Annotated in this window: 14 protein-coding genes and 1 pseudogene; 7 read left to right on the forward strand and 8 right to left on the reverse strand. The window is 63.4% G+C overall.

The window, feature by feature from the left end:
* Positions 1-44: 44 nt before the first annotated feature.
* Together DCM79_RS16255 and DCM79_RS16260 are read right to left on the reverse strand one after the other, a co-directional pair.
* Positions 45-557 (reverse strand): cupin domain-containing protein, encoded by a 513-nt coding sequence (locus DCM79_RS16255; protein WP_257175337.1) that lies wholly within the window; start codon positions 555-557, stop codon positions 45-47.
* A 151-nt stretch (positions 558-708) separates the two neighbouring features.
* Positions 709-996, reverse strand: a complete 288-nt coding sequence (locus DCM79_RS16260) for an usg protein (protein WP_049820194.1) — start codon at positions 994-996, stop codon at positions 709-711.
* Positions 997-1,375: 379 nt separating this feature from the next.
* Between DCM79_RS16260 and DCM79_RS16265 the strand changes: the two genes are divergently transcribed.
* Together DCM79_RS16265 and groL are read left to right on the forward strand one after the other, a co-directional pair.
* Positions 1,376-1,690, forward strand: a complete 315-nt coding sequence (locus tag DCM79_RS16265; RefSeq protein WP_025037205.1) for a co-chaperone GroES — start codon at positions 1,376-1,378, stop codon at positions 1,688-1,690.
* A 45-nt stretch (positions 1,691-1,735) separates the two neighbouring features.
* Positions 1,736-3,376 carry a chaperonin GroEL gene (gene groL, locus DCM79_RS16270; RefSeq protein ID WP_257175338.1) on the forward strand — a complete coding sequence of 547 codons (1,641 nt, stop codon included), beginning with the start codon at positions 1,736-1,738 and terminating at the stop codon, positions 3,374-3,376.
* A 132-nt stretch (positions 3,377-3,508) separates the two neighbouring features.
* Here the strand turns inward: groL and DCM79_RS16275 are convergent, their stop codons facing one another.
* A complete protein-coding gene (locus tag DCM79_RS16275) occupies positions 3,509-5,770 on the reverse strand; it encodes a hypothetical protein (RefSeq protein WP_257175339.1) in 2,262 nt (753 codons plus the stop codon).
* 151 nt (positions 5,771-5,921) lie between these two features.
* Between DCM79_RS16275 and DCM79_RS16280 the strand changes: the two are divergent.
* A pseudogene (locus DCM79_RS16280) lies at positions 5,922-6,326 on the forward strand (TCP-1/cpn60 chaperonin family protein); the annotation flags it as partial.
* Positions 6,327-6,647: 321 nt separating this feature from the next.
* Here DCM79_RS16280 and DCM79_RS16285 read toward each other — a convergent pair.
* From DCM79_RS16285 to DCM79_RS16295, 3 genes are all read right to left on the reverse strand, one after another.
* Positions 6,648-6,935 (reverse strand): GIY-YIG nuclease family protein, encoded by a 288-nt coding sequence (locus DCM79_RS16285; protein WP_257175340.1) that lies wholly within the window; start codon positions 6,933-6,935, stop codon positions 6,648-6,650.
* A 111-nt stretch (positions 6,936-7,046) separates the two neighbouring features.
* Positions 7,047-7,793, reverse strand: coding sequence for a signal peptidase I (gene lepB / locus DCM79_RS16290; protein ID WP_257175341.1), 747 nt, complete (start codon positions 7,791-7,793; stop codon positions 7,047-7,049).
* A gap of 128 nt (positions 7,794-7,921) precedes the next feature.
* The gene (locus DCM79_RS16295) at positions 7,922-8,761 is read right to left on the reverse strand and encodes a LysR family transcriptional regulator (protein ID WP_257175342.1); all 840 of its coding nucleotides are present in this window, start codon (positions 8,759-8,761) and stop codon (positions 7,922-7,924) included.
* 130 nt (positions 8,762-8,891) lie between these two features.
* On the opposite strand from DCM79_RS16295, the gene DCM79_RS16300 reads away from it, so the two are divergent.
* Positions 8,892-9,485: a cysteine hydrolase family protein gene (locus DCM79_RS16300; RefSeq protein WP_257175343.1), complete on the forward strand. Its 594-nt coding sequence runs from the start codon at positions 8,892-8,894 to the stop codon at positions 9,483-9,485.
* A gap of 11 nt (positions 9,486-9,496) precedes the next feature.
* A complete protein-coding gene (locus DCM79_RS16305) occupies positions 9,497-10,126 on the forward strand; it encodes a glutathione binding-like protein (protein WP_257175344.1) in 630 nt (209 codons plus the stop codon).
* A 7-nt stretch (positions 10,127-10,133) separates the two neighbouring features.
* Here DCM79_RS16305 and DCM79_RS16310 read toward each other — a convergent pair whose 3' ends face one another.
* The gene (locus DCM79_RS16310; protein WP_257175345.1) at positions 10,134-11,213 is read right to left on the reverse strand and encodes a DUF2778 domain-containing protein; all 1,080 of its coding nucleotides are present in this window, start codon (positions 11,211-11,213) and stop codon (positions 10,134-10,136) included.
* A 680-nt stretch (positions 11,214-11,893) separates the two neighbouring features.
* Between DCM79_RS16310 and DCM79_RS16315 the strand changes: the two genes are divergently transcribed.
* Positions 11,894-12,418 (forward strand): FecR domain-containing protein, encoded by a 525-nt coding sequence (locus DCM79_RS16315; RefSeq protein ID WP_257175346.1) that lies wholly within the window; start codon positions 11,894-11,896, stop codon positions 12,416-12,418.
* Between the two features lie 47 nt (positions 12,419-12,465).
* Entirely contained in the window at positions 12,466-14,355 is a 1,890-nt protein-coding gene (locus DCM79_RS16320) for a CHASE2 domain-containing protein (protein WP_257175347.1), read from the forward strand.
* A 2-nt stretch (positions 14,356-14,357) separates the two neighbouring features.
* Here DCM79_RS16320 and DCM79_RS16325 read toward each other — a convergent pair whose 3' ends face one another.
* Positions 14,358-15,860, reverse strand: a complete 1,503-nt coding sequence (locus DCM79_RS16325) for a glycosyltransferase family 39 protein (protein WP_257175348.1) — start codon at positions 15,858-15,860, stop codon at positions 14,358-14,360.
* Positions 15,861-15,864 lie beyond the last annotated feature (4 nt).

The raw sequence follows: 15,864 nt of genomic DNA on the forward strand, positions 1-15,864 counted from the left end.
CAATTGCGCACCGTAGCTCGCGCTACGCGCGCCCCGGAATGACATCAGGCCTTCAACTCCACCGTCTTGAATTCCGCCGGCAGGATCACCTCCAGCAGCTCGACGTCGTCGGAGTAATCCAGGATCATGTGCTTGATCTTCGGCGGCTGGGTCCAGGCGCTGCCTTCCTTCATCAGCGTCTCGCCCTGCCCGTCCATGTAGGTCTTCACCCAGCCCTTGAGCACGTAGACCATCTGGAATTCGACGTCGTGGAAGTGCAGCTTGGAGACCTCGGCGGGATTGCAGGGGCCCTGCAGGCGGATGACATGCGCCTGCGCAAGACCGTGGGTCGCCTCGGCAATGCCGAGGTCGCGGTATTTCGCGTAGGCGCGCAGGCCGTCGGCCCTAAAGTCTTCCTCGCGGTGATGGCTGATGGCGATGCGTTGCCGCGGGCGCGCGGGTTTTTTCGCCGCCAGGACCGCCGGCTGCTTGACCGGCACGCGCACAGCGGCCTTGGCGCTGCTTCGTTTCTGGGCAACGGCTTGCACCGCACCGCGCGATTTGGTCTTCGTGGCCATTGGGTGCCTCCCCTGTTGTTATTTTGAGAGGCTAGCACGGAAACGGGTCTCGTGGCGTGCGCAAAGCGAGGCGTACCCACCGTTGAGGATCGCGAGAGATCGCGGGCACGGCGCGCACGCGCCTTTGCCCGCTCTCTGCACCGTCTCCATTTCAATGCAGCCGGAACACGCCGTCCACGGCGCGCAGCTCGGCCGGCTTGATCAGCTTGGAATGCGCCACGGTGACCGAATGGAGGGGGCCGTCGAGCTTCTCCTGCCAGAACGCCAGGAAATCCTTCAGCGCCGGGAATTTCGGAAACATGTCGTAGTTCTGCCAGACGTAGGTCTGAAGCAGCGAGGGATGATCCGGCATCCGATAGAGGATCTGTGCCGTCGTCAGCCCGTAACCCAGCATCTGTTTCCGGAAATCCTCGGAAACGGCCCCATTCCGCAGTCCCATGCCAAACCTCCTTTGCAGGAGCGCATTCGAGGGGCGGCTTGGTCGGTGTGCGCCTTACGAGCCACCCGGTACTGATGCGCTCACATGAGAGAAATGTGACGCAAACTGACAATCCATCTCAAGCCCAAAAGTTTAACAAGCTGTTGAAATTCAACGCGTTAGCAGCAGAGAACGCTCCGTGCTAATACGGGCGCGAGGCTCGGTTAACGATGGCGAGAGAAGCTGGCAATGCGCGCTTCCGAGTGCTGATTTTTTTGCTACAAACCCTTGCCCCCGCAAAATTCCTGTCCTATTTCACCTCCGCGTGTGCTAGCACTCGCGGGCACCGACTGCTAACAATCTCAAAACCTCAACCCGAGCAAATGCTTAGGAGGACTGCATGAAATTCCGTCCGCTTCACGACCGCGTCGTGGTCAAGCGCATCGACGCAGAAGAGAAGACCGCTGGCGGCATCATCATTCCCGACACTGCCAAGGAAAAGCCCTCCCAGGGCGAAGTCGTCGCCGTTGGTCCCGGTGGCCGCGACGAAGCCGGCAAGCTGATCCCGATCGACCTCAAGGTCGGCGACCGCGTGCTGTTCGGCAAGTGGTCCGGCACCGAGGTCAAGATCGATGGCCAGGACCTGCTGATCATGAAGGAGAGCGACGTGATGGGCGTTCTCGAAGTCAGCGAGTCCAAGAAGAAGGCGGCTTAAGAGCCCCTCTCTCCCTCCAGTCAAACATCTCAAGGAAAAACCCACATGGCAGCCAAAGAAGTCAAATTCTCGGTTGATGCGCGCGACAAGATGCTGCGCGGCGTCGACATCCTCGCCAACGCGGTGAAGGTCACGCTCGGCCCGAAGGGCCGCAACGTCGTGCTCGACAAGTCGTTCGGCGCTCCTCGCATCACCAAGGACGGCGTCACCGTCGCCAAGGAGATCGAGCTCGAGGACAAGTTCGAGAACATGGGCGCGCAGATGGTGCGCGAAGTCGCCTCCAAGTCCGCTGACGCGGCCGGCGACGGCACCACCACCGCCACCGTGCTGGCCCAGGCGATCGTGCGCGAAGGCGCCAAGTCGGTCGCCGCCGGCATGAACCCGATGGACCTGAAGCGCGGTATCGACCTCGCGGTCGAAGCCGTGGTTGCGGACCTGCAGAAGAACTCCAAGAAGGTCACCTCGAACGAGGAGATCGCCCAGGTCGGCACCATCTCGGCCAACGGGGACCAGGAGATCGGCAAGTTCCTCTCCGACGCCATGAAGAAGGTCGGCAACGAGGGTGTCATCACCGTCGAGGAAGCCAAGTCGCTCGAGACCGAGCTCGACGTCGTCGAGGGCATGCAGTTCGACCGCGGCTACATCTCGCCCTACTTCGTCACCAACGCCGACAAGATGCGCGTTGAGATGGACGACGCCTACATCCTCATCAACGAGAAGAAGCTCTCCTCGCTGAACGAGCTGCTGCCGCTGCTCGAGGCCGTGGTGCAGACCGGCAAGCCGCTGGTCATCGTCGCCGAGGACGTCGAAGGCGAAGCGCTCGCGACCCTGGTCGTGAACCGCCTGCGCGGCGGCCTCAAGGTCGCGGCCGTCAAGGCTCCGGGCTTCGGCGATCGCCGCAAGGCCATGCTGCAGGACATCGCGATCCTGACCGGCGGCCAGGCCATCTCGGAAGACCTCGGCATCAAGCTCGAGAACGTCACGCTCAACATGCTCGGTCGCGCCAAGAAGGTGATGATCGACAAGGAGAACACCACGATCGTCAACGGCGCCGGCAAGAAGGCCGACATCGAGGCGCGCGTGGCCCAGATCAAGGCGCAGATCGAGGAGACCACCTCGGACTACGACCGTGAGAAGCTCCAGGAGCGTCTGGCCAAGCTCGCCGGCGGCGTCGCGGTGATCCGCGTCGGCGGCGCGACCGAGGTCGAGGTGAAGGAGCGCAAGGATCGCGTTGATGACGCGATGCATGCGACCCGTGCGGCTGTCGAGGAAGGCATCGTCCCGGGCGGCGGCGTCGCCCTGCTCCGTGCCTCCGAGCAGCTCAAGGGCCTGCGCACCAAGAACGACGACCAGAAGACCGGCGTCGAGATCGTGCGCAAGGCGCTGTCGGCTCCCGCCCGCCAGATCGCGATCAACGCCGGTGAAGACGGCTCGGTGATCGTCGGCAAGATCCTGGAGAACAAGGCCTACAATTACGGCTTCGACTCCCAGACCGGCGAATATGCCGACCTCGTCAAGAAGGGCATCATCGACCCGACCAAGGTGGTCCGTACCGCGATCCAGAACGCAGCCTCGGTTGCCGCGCTCCTGATCACCACGGAAGCCATGGTTGCCGAGCTGCCCAAGAAGGGCGGCGCCGGCCCGGCAATGCCCCCCGGCGGCGGCATGGGCGGCATGGACTTCTAAGGTCCAACCACCTCAAGAACGACGAAACCCCGGCAGCGATGCCGGGGTTTTTGTTTTTGAGGAACGGTTCGGAAGCGGACATCGGCTTCTTGGTCGTGTCCACAGTACCAATCGAGAGCCTCAAGTCTCGTCTCAAGCGGCCAGCGATTTGATTTCACCTCCAGCCTCCGCAATTGCGTCTTGAAGTATCACATACAGCTTGTTCAAAAAATTTCGCGCATCTTGCGTCATAGCCGCGCTCATATGAGGGGCGGCTTCGTGATGGATATCGTTGATCAAATCAGCTCGAAAGCTCGCCGATCCCTTCCCGGAGAATTGATACGCCTCCCTCCATCTAGACAGCTGGTCGTCACGAAGCCTCGTTGATACGAGATCGTGAAGCTTTGCAAATACAAGCTGACGTATTGGATCGAGCGCAGCCTCCCGCTCTTCATCGTTAGCTGGCACTCCCTTCCATTCCGCTGGCCGATCGAGCCATTTGGCAGCCTCCTCCTGCAGACAGCCAAGGAGATCGGCCACGGGACGGAGATTACTGTACTCATCCACTCCATTTGCCAGTCGCCGACTAAGCGCCTTGATGCGCGTCCAATGCTCCTTTGATACCCCATCATGATATCCTAGCCCTAGTCGCCCGTGCCAAGGGTTTCTGAAGGCATCAATCGCGTCCCGCATTGCGATTTCAAGGCCCTTAAACTGATAGATCGGAGCAACTGTGACCGCGGCTGACGGAACAATCGCTTCGTGCACGATCTTAAGAAGCTTCAACAGCTCCTTGATGAAACCAGCCGGAATCTTATCAGTCGATCGATCCAGTCCACCGAGAAACACCGAGTTCCTCTCGATCTGTCGATTCAACGTGCCAGCTATCCCGGCCCCAACGCTATCGCGAATGCTCGACATGGCATTCTTAACTGAAGCAGTCACATGATCCGTCTTTTGAGCAAAGGTAGAAAGATTTGCACCTTTGACCTGATCGAAATGAGTGAAGACAACTGCCAACTTTCGCGAAAATCCGCTAGTGCCAACAGTACGCAGCAACGCCAATGGAGCGGCTTGCATGGGTTGCTGCGCGTTATCGACGAGAAGTATCGTATCTACTGAATCGAATTTCTGCGTAATTCGCGTAGATATCGAAGAGGCGTCGTTCGCGGCATGACCGATTCCTTCGCCATCAATTAAAACAAGCTTGGGTTGGACAGCCCCCTCAAATGCAGGATAAAATGGACCACGCACACGAATGCCATCGACCAAAGGCGTAAGTAGCCTTCCAAACTGAAGATGATGATTGCTAGCGAACCACCGTACGCTGGAAAGGAACGTCGCGCGATCCGCCTCGGCATACGTCCAACATGTCGGCCACTCTGAGGCAGAACGCTCAATGGTCCCTGTCGAGACCATGTCAAATCGACGTGCAACATCCTCCATGAGATCGAGCCCAAGCTCCGCGAATGCCCCGTCATAAAATATTTCGTTTCCAAAAATTTCGAGCCAAGCAGCACGATCATCGGCAGTCATCTCTGACCTTAGCTCGCCCAGCTCTCGTTTCACTCTAGCTTCCACGTCCGAGACAACATCGCCAATCGTCGACAGATAATGCTCCAAGCGTGCACGATTCTGTTCTTGCTCCTTACCGCTCACCATTTCGTGCGGAGCAATTTCGGCAACCTCGGCGACGTCGTCATCGAACGAGAATTCATCATCATCAGCCTTCCCCTGCGAAGTGGAATAGCCTCCCAGCACATACGAAAGCCGGAACCTCTGCTCCTCATGCTGAAGTAGGGCAGCCATAATTTTTGCTGGCGAACTTCCCTGGACAGCCTCAAGACATGCCGCCTCAAGACATTCATCGATGTATGCACGAACCTGATGCTCGGGCATGAACGTAACGACAGCCTCATAGCCACCTTCCGAAGTCACAATTTCCGTGTCGGCCGTTGTTGTCTTGGCGGTAGACGTTGATGGAAAACGATCCACCTCATGGTCCGTCCCTATGAGATGGCGCAGAAGCGTGGTCTTGCCCGCTCCAGTAGTTCCGAGCAGCAATGCGCGGCTATATCCATCCGTTGCTGTCGGCAAAGGAATGACTAGATCGCGCTTCGCTGCTGAATTGAAGGATCCGGTCTCCATTCCCTCGAAAAAGATCGACACCACAACTGGATCAAACTGATGATCCGCATCCTTACGCTTGTCCCCAGTCCACCATGTTTCGTCCCCCAATAGCTCGTTCAATTGCCCAACCAATTCGTCGGCCCGGGCATCGTCGGAGGTTCCTAGACCCTTTCTCACCTTCAATCCCTTCTTGTTCTTACTGTCGGTCCGAACCGGATGACGGAACGTGACACTCCAGCCGGGACGATTTGAGCGAACTTTCGTTGCAGTGAAGCGCGAAACCATATTCTCCTCCGCGGGGCTCTGTTGTTCCTCGTTGTTCCAATACAGACTCCACGGGCCTCTGTCAAGAACAACACAGAACAACGCGCGACATACAGCATCCCGAGTGATTTCAGTTGGTTGGGCGCTGCGCGTTCGCGCGAGCACCCGCGATCCAACTGCCCGCGTCGCCCTGCTCCGTGCTTCCGAGCAGCTCAAGGGCCTGCGCACCAAGAACGACGACCAGAAGACCGGCGTCGAGATCGTGCGCAAGGCGCTGTCGGCTCCCGCCCGCCAGATCGCGATCAACGCCGGTGAAGACGGCTCGGTGATCGTCGGCAAGATCCTGGAGAACAAGGCCTACAATTACGGCTTCGACTCCCAGACCGGCGACTATGCCGACCTCGTCAAGAAGGGCATCATCGACCCGACCAAGGTGGTCCGTACCGCGATCCAGAACGCAGCTTCGGTTGCGGCCCTGCTGATCACCACGGAAGCCATGGTCGCCGAGCTGCCCAAGAAGGGCGGCGCCGGCCCGGCAATGCCCCCCGGCGGCGGCATGGGCGGCATGGACTTCTGATCCAGCCGTTCAGGCACAGTCGAGAAATGCGAAACCCCGGCAGCGATGCCGGGGTTTTTGTTTTTGGTCGTCATTCCGGGGCGCGCCCTCTTGGGCGCGAGCCCGGAATCCATAACCACGAACCTTAGTTGGTTGTCCCGGGCTGGAAAGCAGCCCGGTTCGGATCCCTGATCCTCTAGTCCTCCAATCCTACCATCACTGCCCGCGCCCCTTCTTACGGACGACAGGCATAGGGGGCCATTCCATCGGCCTGTGGTTATGGATTCCGGGCTCAGCGCTTCGCGCTGCCCCGGAATGACGGAGGGAGCGCGGGTACAATTCTCATCGGGTTATCCCGGGATAGAGATCATCCCAATTCGGGTTCTGCTCCTCAATGAGCCGCGTCTTCCAGTCTCGCCGCCACTTCTTGAGCTCTTTCTCCCGGGCAATCGCGGTTGCAGGGTCGTCATAGATTTCGAACAGAACGAGCTTGTCGACGCCGTACCTCGTGGTGAAGCCGGGGACGGCTTTCGTCCTGTGCTGGTACACACGGCGCACGAGGTCGTTGGTCACGCCGATGTAGAGCGTGCCGTGCTTCTTACTCGCGAGGATGTAGACGTAATAAGCCATTCCATCGGCCTGTGGTTACGGATTCCGGGCTCGCGCTTCGCGCGCCCGGAATGACTGGCGGATCGAGCACAGCGCAATTGTCCGCGCCGCCCCGAAATGACGGAGCAAGCCTCACTCCACCTTGCCCATCCGCTCGAAGCGCGGCTCGTCGTCTTCGTCGAGTGACCAGATGATCCGCGTGACCTTGCCGATCAAATTGTCCATCGGCACGAAACCGAACGTCGACATCCGGCTGTCGGTGGAATTGTCGCGGTTGTCGCCGAGCACGAAGAAGTGGCCCGGCGGCACCGTGAAGACGGCGGTATTGTCCAGGAAACCGTCGTCGTCGCAATCGATGGTGACATAGAACGCACCGCTCGGCAGCGTCTCGCGCCAGCGCTTGACCTTCGCCTCGTCGTCGCCGCCACAGGCTGAGCCGGCGGGCTTCGCCTCCAGGGCGACGCGCGTCACCGGACGGTCGTTGAGGACGAGGCGGCCCTGCCGCATCTGGATGCGGTCGCCGGGCAGCCCGACCACGCGCTTGACGTAGTCGACCGAATTGTCCTTCGCCGTCCGGAACACGACGATATCGCCGTATTCCGGGTCGGCGGCAAGGATGCGGCCCGAGATCCAGGATGGCGCGAACGGGAGGGAATAGCGGCCGTAGCCATAGGCATATTTCTCGGCGAAGACGTAGTCGCCGACCAGCAGCGTCGGCGCCATCGAACCCGAGGGGATGCTGAACGGCTGGTACAGGACGAAGCGAAACAGGAGCAGCGGCGACCACAGCACCGGGACCAGCAGGATCAGGATGAGAATCGCCTTCCATTCCTGCGACTGGGCTCGCGAGGGCCTGATGGTTTGCGAAAGAGTGGTCATGTGCTTGCCCCGGTCAGGTCTCCTCACGAGATTACGCAACCTTGGCGCGCACGCAATCCCTGCTCCGTGATCTTGGTCGCGCCTCGCGCGCACCGCGTTCAATGCGAAGGCCTTGAACGTCGCCGCCGTCAGAGCTGCGGGACGTCCTTGAAGCAATGCCTGACCCAATCGATCGTCACGCGGGTGGCCGCGTCGCGCTTGAGATGGTTCTGCACCAGGAGCCAGACGTCACGCCGTTTCGACAATAGCGTGGCACGCAGGCCGCGGTCGGCGAGCAGCGCGGTGCAGCTGTGCTCGGGAAGCACGCCGACGGCCTGGTGGGACTGGATCATGGTCCGGATGATCCGGACATTGTCGGTGACGCAGCGCACGTTCGTCAGCCGCTTCGCGCGCAGGAATTGCGCCTCCGGAATGCTGTCCAGCTCGTCCGGATAGACGCAGGCGATCGGCTCGCCGCCGGAGCGGTCGGCGGGCTCGAAGAAATACAGCCTGACATCGCCGAGCTTGGAGATGGTGAAGTCGCCCTTCTCCGGCTTGCGCAGGCGGATGGCGAGGTCGGCCTGCCAGCGCGAGAACTTGACGTTGCCGCTGGAGGTGAGGAATTGCAGGGTCAGGCCGGGATGATCGCGCAGGAAGCTGCTGGCCCGCGGCGCCAGCAGCTCTTCGGCGACCGCGTTGGTCGAGGCGATGCGCAGGCGCCCGACCGGGCCCGGCTGGCTCTCCTTGATACGATCGATCGCGGCGGCGTGGGCGGCCATCGCCCCGACATGCTCGAGCACCGCCTCGCAATGGCGCGTCGGCCGCCGCAGCCCGTCCACTGCATCGAACAGCGGCACGCCGAGATCGCGCTGGATGCGCGCCAGCCGGCGGCCGACCGTGGTCTCGTCGATGCGCAGCCGCGCGCTGGCGCCGGCATAGGTGCCCTCGTCCCTCACCGCGGCAATGATGCGCAGATCGTCCCAGTTCATTACGCCGAGCCTAGCAGGCGATGCCACGCCCTGCAAATCCGCAGCCATAAGCTGCAATAGTCCTGCACAATGGCAGGCCGGCGCTGCGCTAGTGTCGCGCCATCCGCTATCCCCTTAAGGCCTGACCCGCATGACCGCTACCAAAACCCTGCTCGAACTCGCCGGCGCCGATCTCGATCCGCCGAAGCTCCACGAGGCCTGCCTCGTGCTGATCGACATCCAGAACGAATATTGCGCCGGTCCGCTGGCCCTGCCCGATGCGCAACCCGCGATTGCCGCGGCGGCGCGCCTGCTGGCGCGGGCACGGGAGAGCGGCACCGCGATCTTCCATGTCGCGCACAAGGGCCGCGCCGGCGGCCTGTTCGACCGCGAGGCCGCGCGCGGCGCGATCGTCGAGCGCCTGACACCGCTCGCGAGCGAGCCCGTGATCGAGAAGGCGCTGCCGAACTCGTTCGCCGGCACCGATCTGCAAGCGCGCCTTGCCGCAACCGGGCGCAAGAACATCGTGCTGACCGGCTTCATGACCCACATGTGCGTCTCCTCGACCGCCCGCGCCGCGCTCGATCTCGGCCTGCGCGCGACGATCGCTGCCGATGCCTGCGCCACCCGCGACCTGCCGGACGGCCGCGGCGGCACGCTGGACGCCCGGACCATTCACGAGGTCGCGCTGGCCGAGCTCGCCGACCGCTTCGCGATCATCGCGCAGAGCGATGCGCTGACCTGACGGAGCCGGCCATGCTGCAACTCTATTTCTTTCCGATGGCCTGCTCGCTCTCGAGCCGCATCGCACTGATGGAGGCCGGTATCGAAGCGCAATATCACCTCGCCCATATCTGGACCAAGCGGATCGTGGACGACGGCAGCGATTTCCGCGACCTGTCGCCGAAAGGCGCGGTGCCGGTTCTGGTGCTGGATAACGGCGAACGGCTGACCGAGAGCGCGGCCGTGCTGCAATACATCGCCGACGTGAAGCCGGAGGCCGGCCTTGCGCCTGACAACGGCAAGCCCGATCGCTATCGCCTCCAGGAATGGCTGAGCTTCGTCGGCGCCGAAATCCACAAGGCGTTCCTGTTTCCGACCTTCTGGTACAAGGACGACGGCTCGCTCGCCAAGCCGCGCGCAAGGATCACGCAGACCTTGTCGGTACCATCTGCGCATCTGGCGGAGCGCGAATTCCTCGTCGGCAACAGCTTCACGGTGGCGGATGCGCACCTCACCTGGGCCTTGCTGCTGCTGCGTCCGGCGGGAATCGACATCGCGCAATGGCCGGCGCTGTCGGCCTATCTCGCGCGCATGCAGGCGCGCCCCGCCGTGCGGGAGGCGATTGCGGCCGAGATGGCGCTGCGCAAGACCATGGCGGCGTGAGCGCGCCTCACTCCACCCGCGCCAGCACCGCGAGCTTGCGGATGCCCTTGTTGCGGTAGGCGTCGAGGAACGCGTAATAGTCCTTGAACGACACGCAGCCGTTGGAATCGCCGCCCGGCCCGAGCATGAAGGTGTGCGCGAGCAGGCCATCGCGGCCGTAGATCGCGCTCTCGCCGCCGATCGGGGTCAAGCGCAACGCCGGCACGCCGTGGAACAGGGCCTCGCGTGGCTTCAGCGTGTAGATGTGGGGCGGGGTCACCCCGCGCATGCGCAGGCGACGCGAGCTCGGATCGTCGCGGTTGGCGCCAAGGCCGGAATGCGCCTCGAGCCTGGTGCCGTCGGGCAGATACACCGTCTTGGCCATGATGTCGTAGACCGCGGTGTCGCGCTCATAGGGCGGCGCGCCGCCGAGCATCGGATTCTGCTCCTTCGGCGCGATGGCAGCGGTGATGCTGGCGTCGGCCGAGGCATAGGCGAGCAGCCCGCCGGACGGCTCACGCTTGCCCCAGAGCTTTTCGACCATCGACTGGCGCGGCCCGGTGATCGACATCACGGCGGCCTTGGCGCGGTCCGCGAACGATGTCTTCGCTTCAGGCGCCGGCACGATCTGGGCCGGATCGGCCGAGGCGAGCTGGATCTGGGCATCCGGAGCACGCTTGGCCTTGTCAGTGGCCTTATCAGTGGTTTTGGCCGGAGCCGCCGGCTTCAGCGCTTCGGCGACCTTCGCGATCACGCTCTGCTTCGGCGCGTCCTTGGCCACCGCGACCTGGGTGGACGGCGCGGCGCTCGCAGCATTCGAGGGTACGCCTTGCGTCGCGGCCGCAGCGAAGCGCTCGTTGAACATCTCCCGCGAGATCGGGGCGGTGACCTGCAATCGGTCGGGCAGCAGCGCGAAGGCTTCCTTGATGGCATCGCCTGCCTCGCGCAGCACGACCTTGGGGGCGCGCTTGATCACCGGCTCGTCGTAGCCGATGCCGCCCATGGTCGGGTAGACGCTCGCGCCCAAGACGTTGCTGTAGATGGTCCAGCCGGCGCCCATCACGACGCAGCCGATCGCCGCGGCGCCAAGCCAATTGGTCGTGGTCATTTGCCGGGAAGATTTCCGCGAATGGCTTTGCGAGAAATTTTTCGACTTCCGTGCCGCGTTACTCGGCGCAGCGATACTCGTACTCATTCGCCTTGCGTCCAGGACGGTGTCACTCAGTCCCCCTTCAAAGTGCCGCTGGTCACGATCCGGGAACAGCATCTCGCAGAGGGTCGGAGCGTCATTAAGGCGACTTTTAGTTAAATGCGGATTAAGTTCGGGCGGATGTAGGGCGGCTCGTCAACGCTGTCTCATTCTGGGAAAAAAGCCCGCAGAACTACGGACTTAGGCGCGTCTGTTAACCATCATTCTCGGCCGGATCGGCGCATTCTGCCAACCTCTCCGGTCGCCCCTTTAAGCGCATCCAACCAAGTCCTTTTCGTGGTCTTCAATGCCCGGATGATGACGGGGAAAGCACTTGCGCGAGGCCGGCGTGCATGCGCCTCTCCGCGCGCTCGTGCCTGACTCGCTTGGCGCTCGCGTTGGGCCGCCCACGCCATCACGCCTTGTACAGCGCGACATGGCACCGGTCTTCCCTGACCGAAAGTTGATCGGGCCGGACTGGAAAATGCCGCAGCGGGGAAATAGCTCGCAGAGCGGCACTTTTCAGCAGCCTCTGCGTGGGATACGGTACCGTATCAACATCGCCTTGAACTGTGCCAAGCACGCAAACGGAGGCTGGCATGAGAGGGTTCGCGCACGCCGGATTTTTCGCCCTGGCGTGGTCGTTTCTGTTGATTGGTTCTGCAATTGCACAGCCTGCTGCCAATGCGGGCTGCACGGCAACGCCATCCACCGCAGGCACACAAGTCTGGCGCTGCGGCAGCGGCATCACCATCGTCACAGAAAACGGCGCCCGATTTGAACTAAAGGACGCCAACCGCGACGGACATATAGACTCCGTCGAATTGAGCAGCAAAGCGCTGCTGGTCGAGGTGCCCAGGAAGCCCCGGGGCAATGCCTTCAAGGTGCTGACGCCGCAGGCGATCGCCGCGGTGCGCGGCACCAGATGGGCCGTCGATGTCGCCGAGGCCAAGACCTCCGTCTTCGTCGCTGACGGCCGTGTCGGCGTCAACCGCAGGCCCCGTGGGCGGGGCGTCGTTCTCGGCCCGGGCGAAGGCGTCGACGTGGAAGCAACCGGCCCGTTGACCGTCAAGACCTGGGGCCAGCCACGCGTCGACGCGCTGATGGCAAGGCTCGGCCAGTAGGACTTATCGGCCGACGGGACTCAGAACAAGGAAGATTGCAGTTCAAAGTGACTAGACGCGTTCAGATCCTGGTGGCACTCGTCCTCACCGCGCTGTGGGGTGCGGGCATCTATGCCGCGCACGCCTACGGGCATCTGCGCTTTCTCGACCGCCTCGAAGCCACGCTGACCGATTGGCGGACCCAGGTTCGCGGCGTGCAGCGGCCGCCCGATCTCGTCACCATCGTTGCGATCGACGATACCGTGGTGAAGCGCGGCGGCAGCTATCCGTTGCCGCGCGCCGACCTCGCTCGCGTCGTCGACACCATCGTGCAGTTCAAGCCGAAGGTGGTCGCGATCGATCTCCTGCTGGTCGACCGCAGCGCCGCGATCGGCGACGCCACGCTGGCCAACACGCTTGCCACCGGCCCCATGGTGCTTGCCGCCGCGGCGATCTTCCCCTCCGACAGCGAAACCGTGACGCCCAGCAGTGAAGACGGGCCCCTCGCCGTGCTGCCGCAGGCCGAGCGCTTCCTGCAGCCCCTGCCCGCATTCGCCGATCACGCCGAGGTCGGTGTGGTCAATGTCGCGACAGGACAATCCGGCTCGCCGCTCTCGGTGCCGATGCTGTTCCGGACGCGCGACAAGGTCGAGCTGTCATTCCCCTTGCGCGTGGCCGCCCGTGCGCTCGACGAGCCCCTGACGGTCGCGCCGGACCATCTGAGATTGGGTGACCGCGTGGTGCCGACCGACAGCGACTTCGCGCTGCCGATCACCTATTACGGCCCGCGTCGCACGATTCGCACCGTCAGCGCGCAGAGCGTCTTCGACGGCACGCTCGACCGCGCGGCGATCGAGAACCGGATCGTCGTGATCGGCGCCTCGGTGGCCGGCGGCGGCGACTTCTTCCCGACGCCGTTCGACTCCCTGATGCCCGGCGTCGAGGTGATCTCGACGGCGATCACGCATCTCGTCGCCGGCGACGGCATCGTGCGCGACCGCAGGGTCCGCATCGCTGAAGCGCTCACTGCGATCCTGCTGCCGATGCTGCTGGTCGGCCTGCTCGCCTGGCGCCGGAGCGCGCTCGGTATCGCGGCGGCCGCCGCTTTGATGATCGCCTGGGCCGGCCTCAATGCGTTCGCGTTCACCCATGGCGTCTGGCTGAATGCGGTAACCACACTTGCCGCCGCAGTGCCGCCGGTTGCGATCTTTGCCGGTGTGCAGCTGTGGGCCGGAGGCCGCCGCACGCAATATCTCGCCGCCAAGAGCAGGTCGCTTGCCCGGTTGCAGTCGCCTGCAGTGCAGGAATGGCTGGCGCGCGATCCGAATTTCCTGTCGAAGCCGGTTCGGCAAAACGCAGCCGTGGTCTTCATCGATCTCTCCGGTTTTACGGGTTTGAGCGAGCGGATTGATCCGGACGAAGTCAGGAATCTTCTGAAGGCGTTTCACGCGCTGATCGACAGGATCACGGTCGATTGCGGCGGCACGATCACGGGTTTTCTCGGCGACGGCGCCATGATCCTGTTCGGACTTCCGGCTGCGATGCCCGATGATTCGGCACGCGCGCTGAAATGCGCGATCGACCTGCATCGCAGCGTCGAACGCTGGATCGCCTCGCTGCCATCGGCCATCGGCGATCGGCTTGGCTTCAAGATCGGCGCGCATTTCGGCGAGATCGTCGCCTCGCGCCTCGGCGAAAGCCACCAGCACATCACCGCGACGGGCGACACCGTCAATGTCGCGAGCCGGCTGATGGAGGTGGCCGCCCGGAACGGTGCGCGGCTGGCGCTGAGCGATACGCTGCTGGATGCGGCCGACTTCCACGGCGCTCCCGACGGCGTTCTGTCGGGCCCCCTGCTCGCGCAGGTCCGCGGCCGTTCAGCCGTCGTGACGGTGTGGTTCTGGCGCGATCAAAGCGGGCCGGACCAGGCTGCGGCCAGGGCTGAGATGATCGACTGAACCTATCGAGCTTCCGGCGGCGGCGAGCGGTCGAGCACGTCGCCTTTGGCGCCTTCCAGCAAATCGATGCTGTAGGTCTCGATCACGAGCGGCCCGCGCTTGCGCTGCAATTGCGCAACCTGCGTGACCTTCGCGAAGCGATCGTTGAGGAAGGGGTGGCCGCCGGGGCGCAGCTCGTCGACATAGAGCAGCTTGCCGGCGAGCAGCTTTGGATCGGGCTCGGGCATGTTGACCCAGCGGATGCGCTGGTTCTGCTGCAGCACGCACGTGCCACGCGGCAAATAGAAAGCGAGCCAGCCCGTGGTGCCGTAGTCCTGCGCGAGCACGCAGCTCGCGCCATGGCGCGCGCGCTCGGCCTCGATTCCCGCGGCGAGCTCGCGCCAGCCGACACCGACGCTGCGCACAGTGGCATCGCGCCGATAGCCCGACAGCCAGCCGGTATTGGCCTGAACGATCAAGGCTGCGAACATCACGATGCCCACAGGCGCGGCCCAGCGCAGGCAGAAATCCGCCAGCCGCCGTGCACGCGGCTTCCACTGCACGAGGTTGGCGGCCGCCGCGGCAGCAACGACAAAGGGCGGATAGACCGGCGCGAACCAGTTGGCCTCGACCCGGGCATGCAGCGAATGCCAGACGAAATAGGCGACTATGGTCCAGAACATCGCCTCGATCAGCACGCGCGAGGCCAGCGCGCCGGCGCGCTGCCAGGTCAGCGCGTGCAGGCCCATCGCGCCGAGGATGAAGACCAGCGGGGTCGCGAACGCAATCTGGGTCGGGATCAGCTCGGCGATGAAGACCGGGCGGAAGTCCTCGATCCTGGCACGGCCGAGCTGCTTTGCGAACGAGACCCATTGATGGTCCGCATTCCAGAGGATCACCGGCGCGAACAACGCCAGCGCAACGAGGCCGCCGAGATAGGGCCAGGGCGAGAGAAACCAGCGCCGCAGCTTCGGCACGACAGCGAGCCAGATCAGGATGCCAGCGCCAAAGAACATCGCGGTATATTTCGACAGCAGCGCCGCGCCGACGGCCGCGCCGACCGCGAGCCACCAGACGCCGCGGCCGGTCTCCAGCACCTTGGCGAGGAAAAACAGCACGAAGCTGGATGCGACCAGCAGCGGCGCATCCGGCGTCACGATCAGCGTCCCGACCGAGGCCAGCAGCGTCACGTTGAGCAGGATGGCGCTGGTCGCCGCGACGCGCACCCCGCCGAACAGGATCGCCGCGGAGCGGTAGACCGCATAGCTCATCGGCAGCGCCAGCAGGATCGAGACGAGGCGGACGCCGAGCTCGGTATCGCCGGCGATCATGGTGCCGGCCCGGATCACGTAGGCGACCATTGGCGGGTGGTCGTAATAGCCCCCGGCCAGGTTCTTCGACCACATCCAGTAATAGGCTTCGTCGAAGGTGATCGGCGTGAACGCGGCCGCGACGAGCCGTAAGCCGACCAGCGCGAAAATCAACAGCGCGCCGTTGCGGACAATCCGCGCGTCAGCCCCGCCCATATCG

Source organism: Bradyrhizobium sp. WBOS07, assembly GCF_024585165.1.
GTDB lineage: Bacteria > Pseudomonadota > Alphaproteobacteria > Rhizobiales > Xanthobacteraceae > Bradyrhizobium > Bradyrhizobium japonicum_B.

Coding starts and splice junctions, on each gene's coding strand:
- DCM79_RS16255 (WP_257175337.1), bottom strand. CDS start 557: ATGGCCACGAAGACCAAATCGCGCGGTGCGGTGCAAGCCGTTGCCCAG.
- DCM79_RS16260 (WP_049820194.1), bottom strand. CDS start 996: ATGGGACTGCGGAATGGGGCCGTTTCCGAGGATTTCCGGAAACAGATG.
- DCM79_RS16265 (WP_025037205.1), top strand. CDS start 1,376: ATGAAATTCCGTCCGCTTCACGACCGCGTCGTGGTCAAGCGCATCGAC.
- groL (WP_257175338.1), top strand. CDS start 1,736: ATGGCAGCCAAAGAAGTCAAATTCTCGGTTGATGCGCGCGACAAGATG.
- DCM79_RS16275 (WP_257175339.1), bottom strand. CDS start 5,770: ATGGTTTCGCGCTTCACTGCAACGAAAGTTCGCTCAAATCGTCCCGGC.
- DCM79_RS16285 (WP_257175340.1), bottom strand. CDS start 6,935: ATGGCTTATTACGTCTACATCCTCGCGAGTAAGAAGCACGGCACGCTC.
- lepB (WP_257175341.1), bottom strand. CDS start 7,793: ATGACCACTCTTTCGCAAACCATCAGGCCCTCGCGAGCCCAGTCGCAG.
- DCM79_RS16295 (WP_257175342.1), bottom strand. CDS start 8,761: ATGAACTGGGACGATCTGCGCATCATTGCCGCGGTGAGGGACGAGGGC.
- DCM79_RS16300 (WP_257175343.1), top strand. CDS start 8,892: ATGACCGCTACCAAAACCCTGCTCGAACTCGCCGGCGCCGATCTCGAT.
- DCM79_RS16305 (WP_257175344.1), top strand. CDS start 9,497: ATGCTGCAACTCTATTTCTTTCCGATGGCCTGCTCGCTCTCGAGCCGC.
- DCM79_RS16310 (WP_257175345.1), bottom strand. CDS start 11,213: ATGACCACGACCAATTGGCTTGGCGCCGCGGCGATCGGCTGCGTCGTG.
- DCM79_RS16315 (WP_257175346.1), top strand. CDS start 11,894: ATGAGAGGGTTCGCGCACGCCGGATTTTTCGCCCTGGCGTGGTCGTTT.
- DCM79_RS16325 (WP_257175348.1), bottom strand. CDS start 15,860: ATGGGCGGGGCTGACGCGCGGATTGTCCGCAACGGCGCGCTGTTGATT.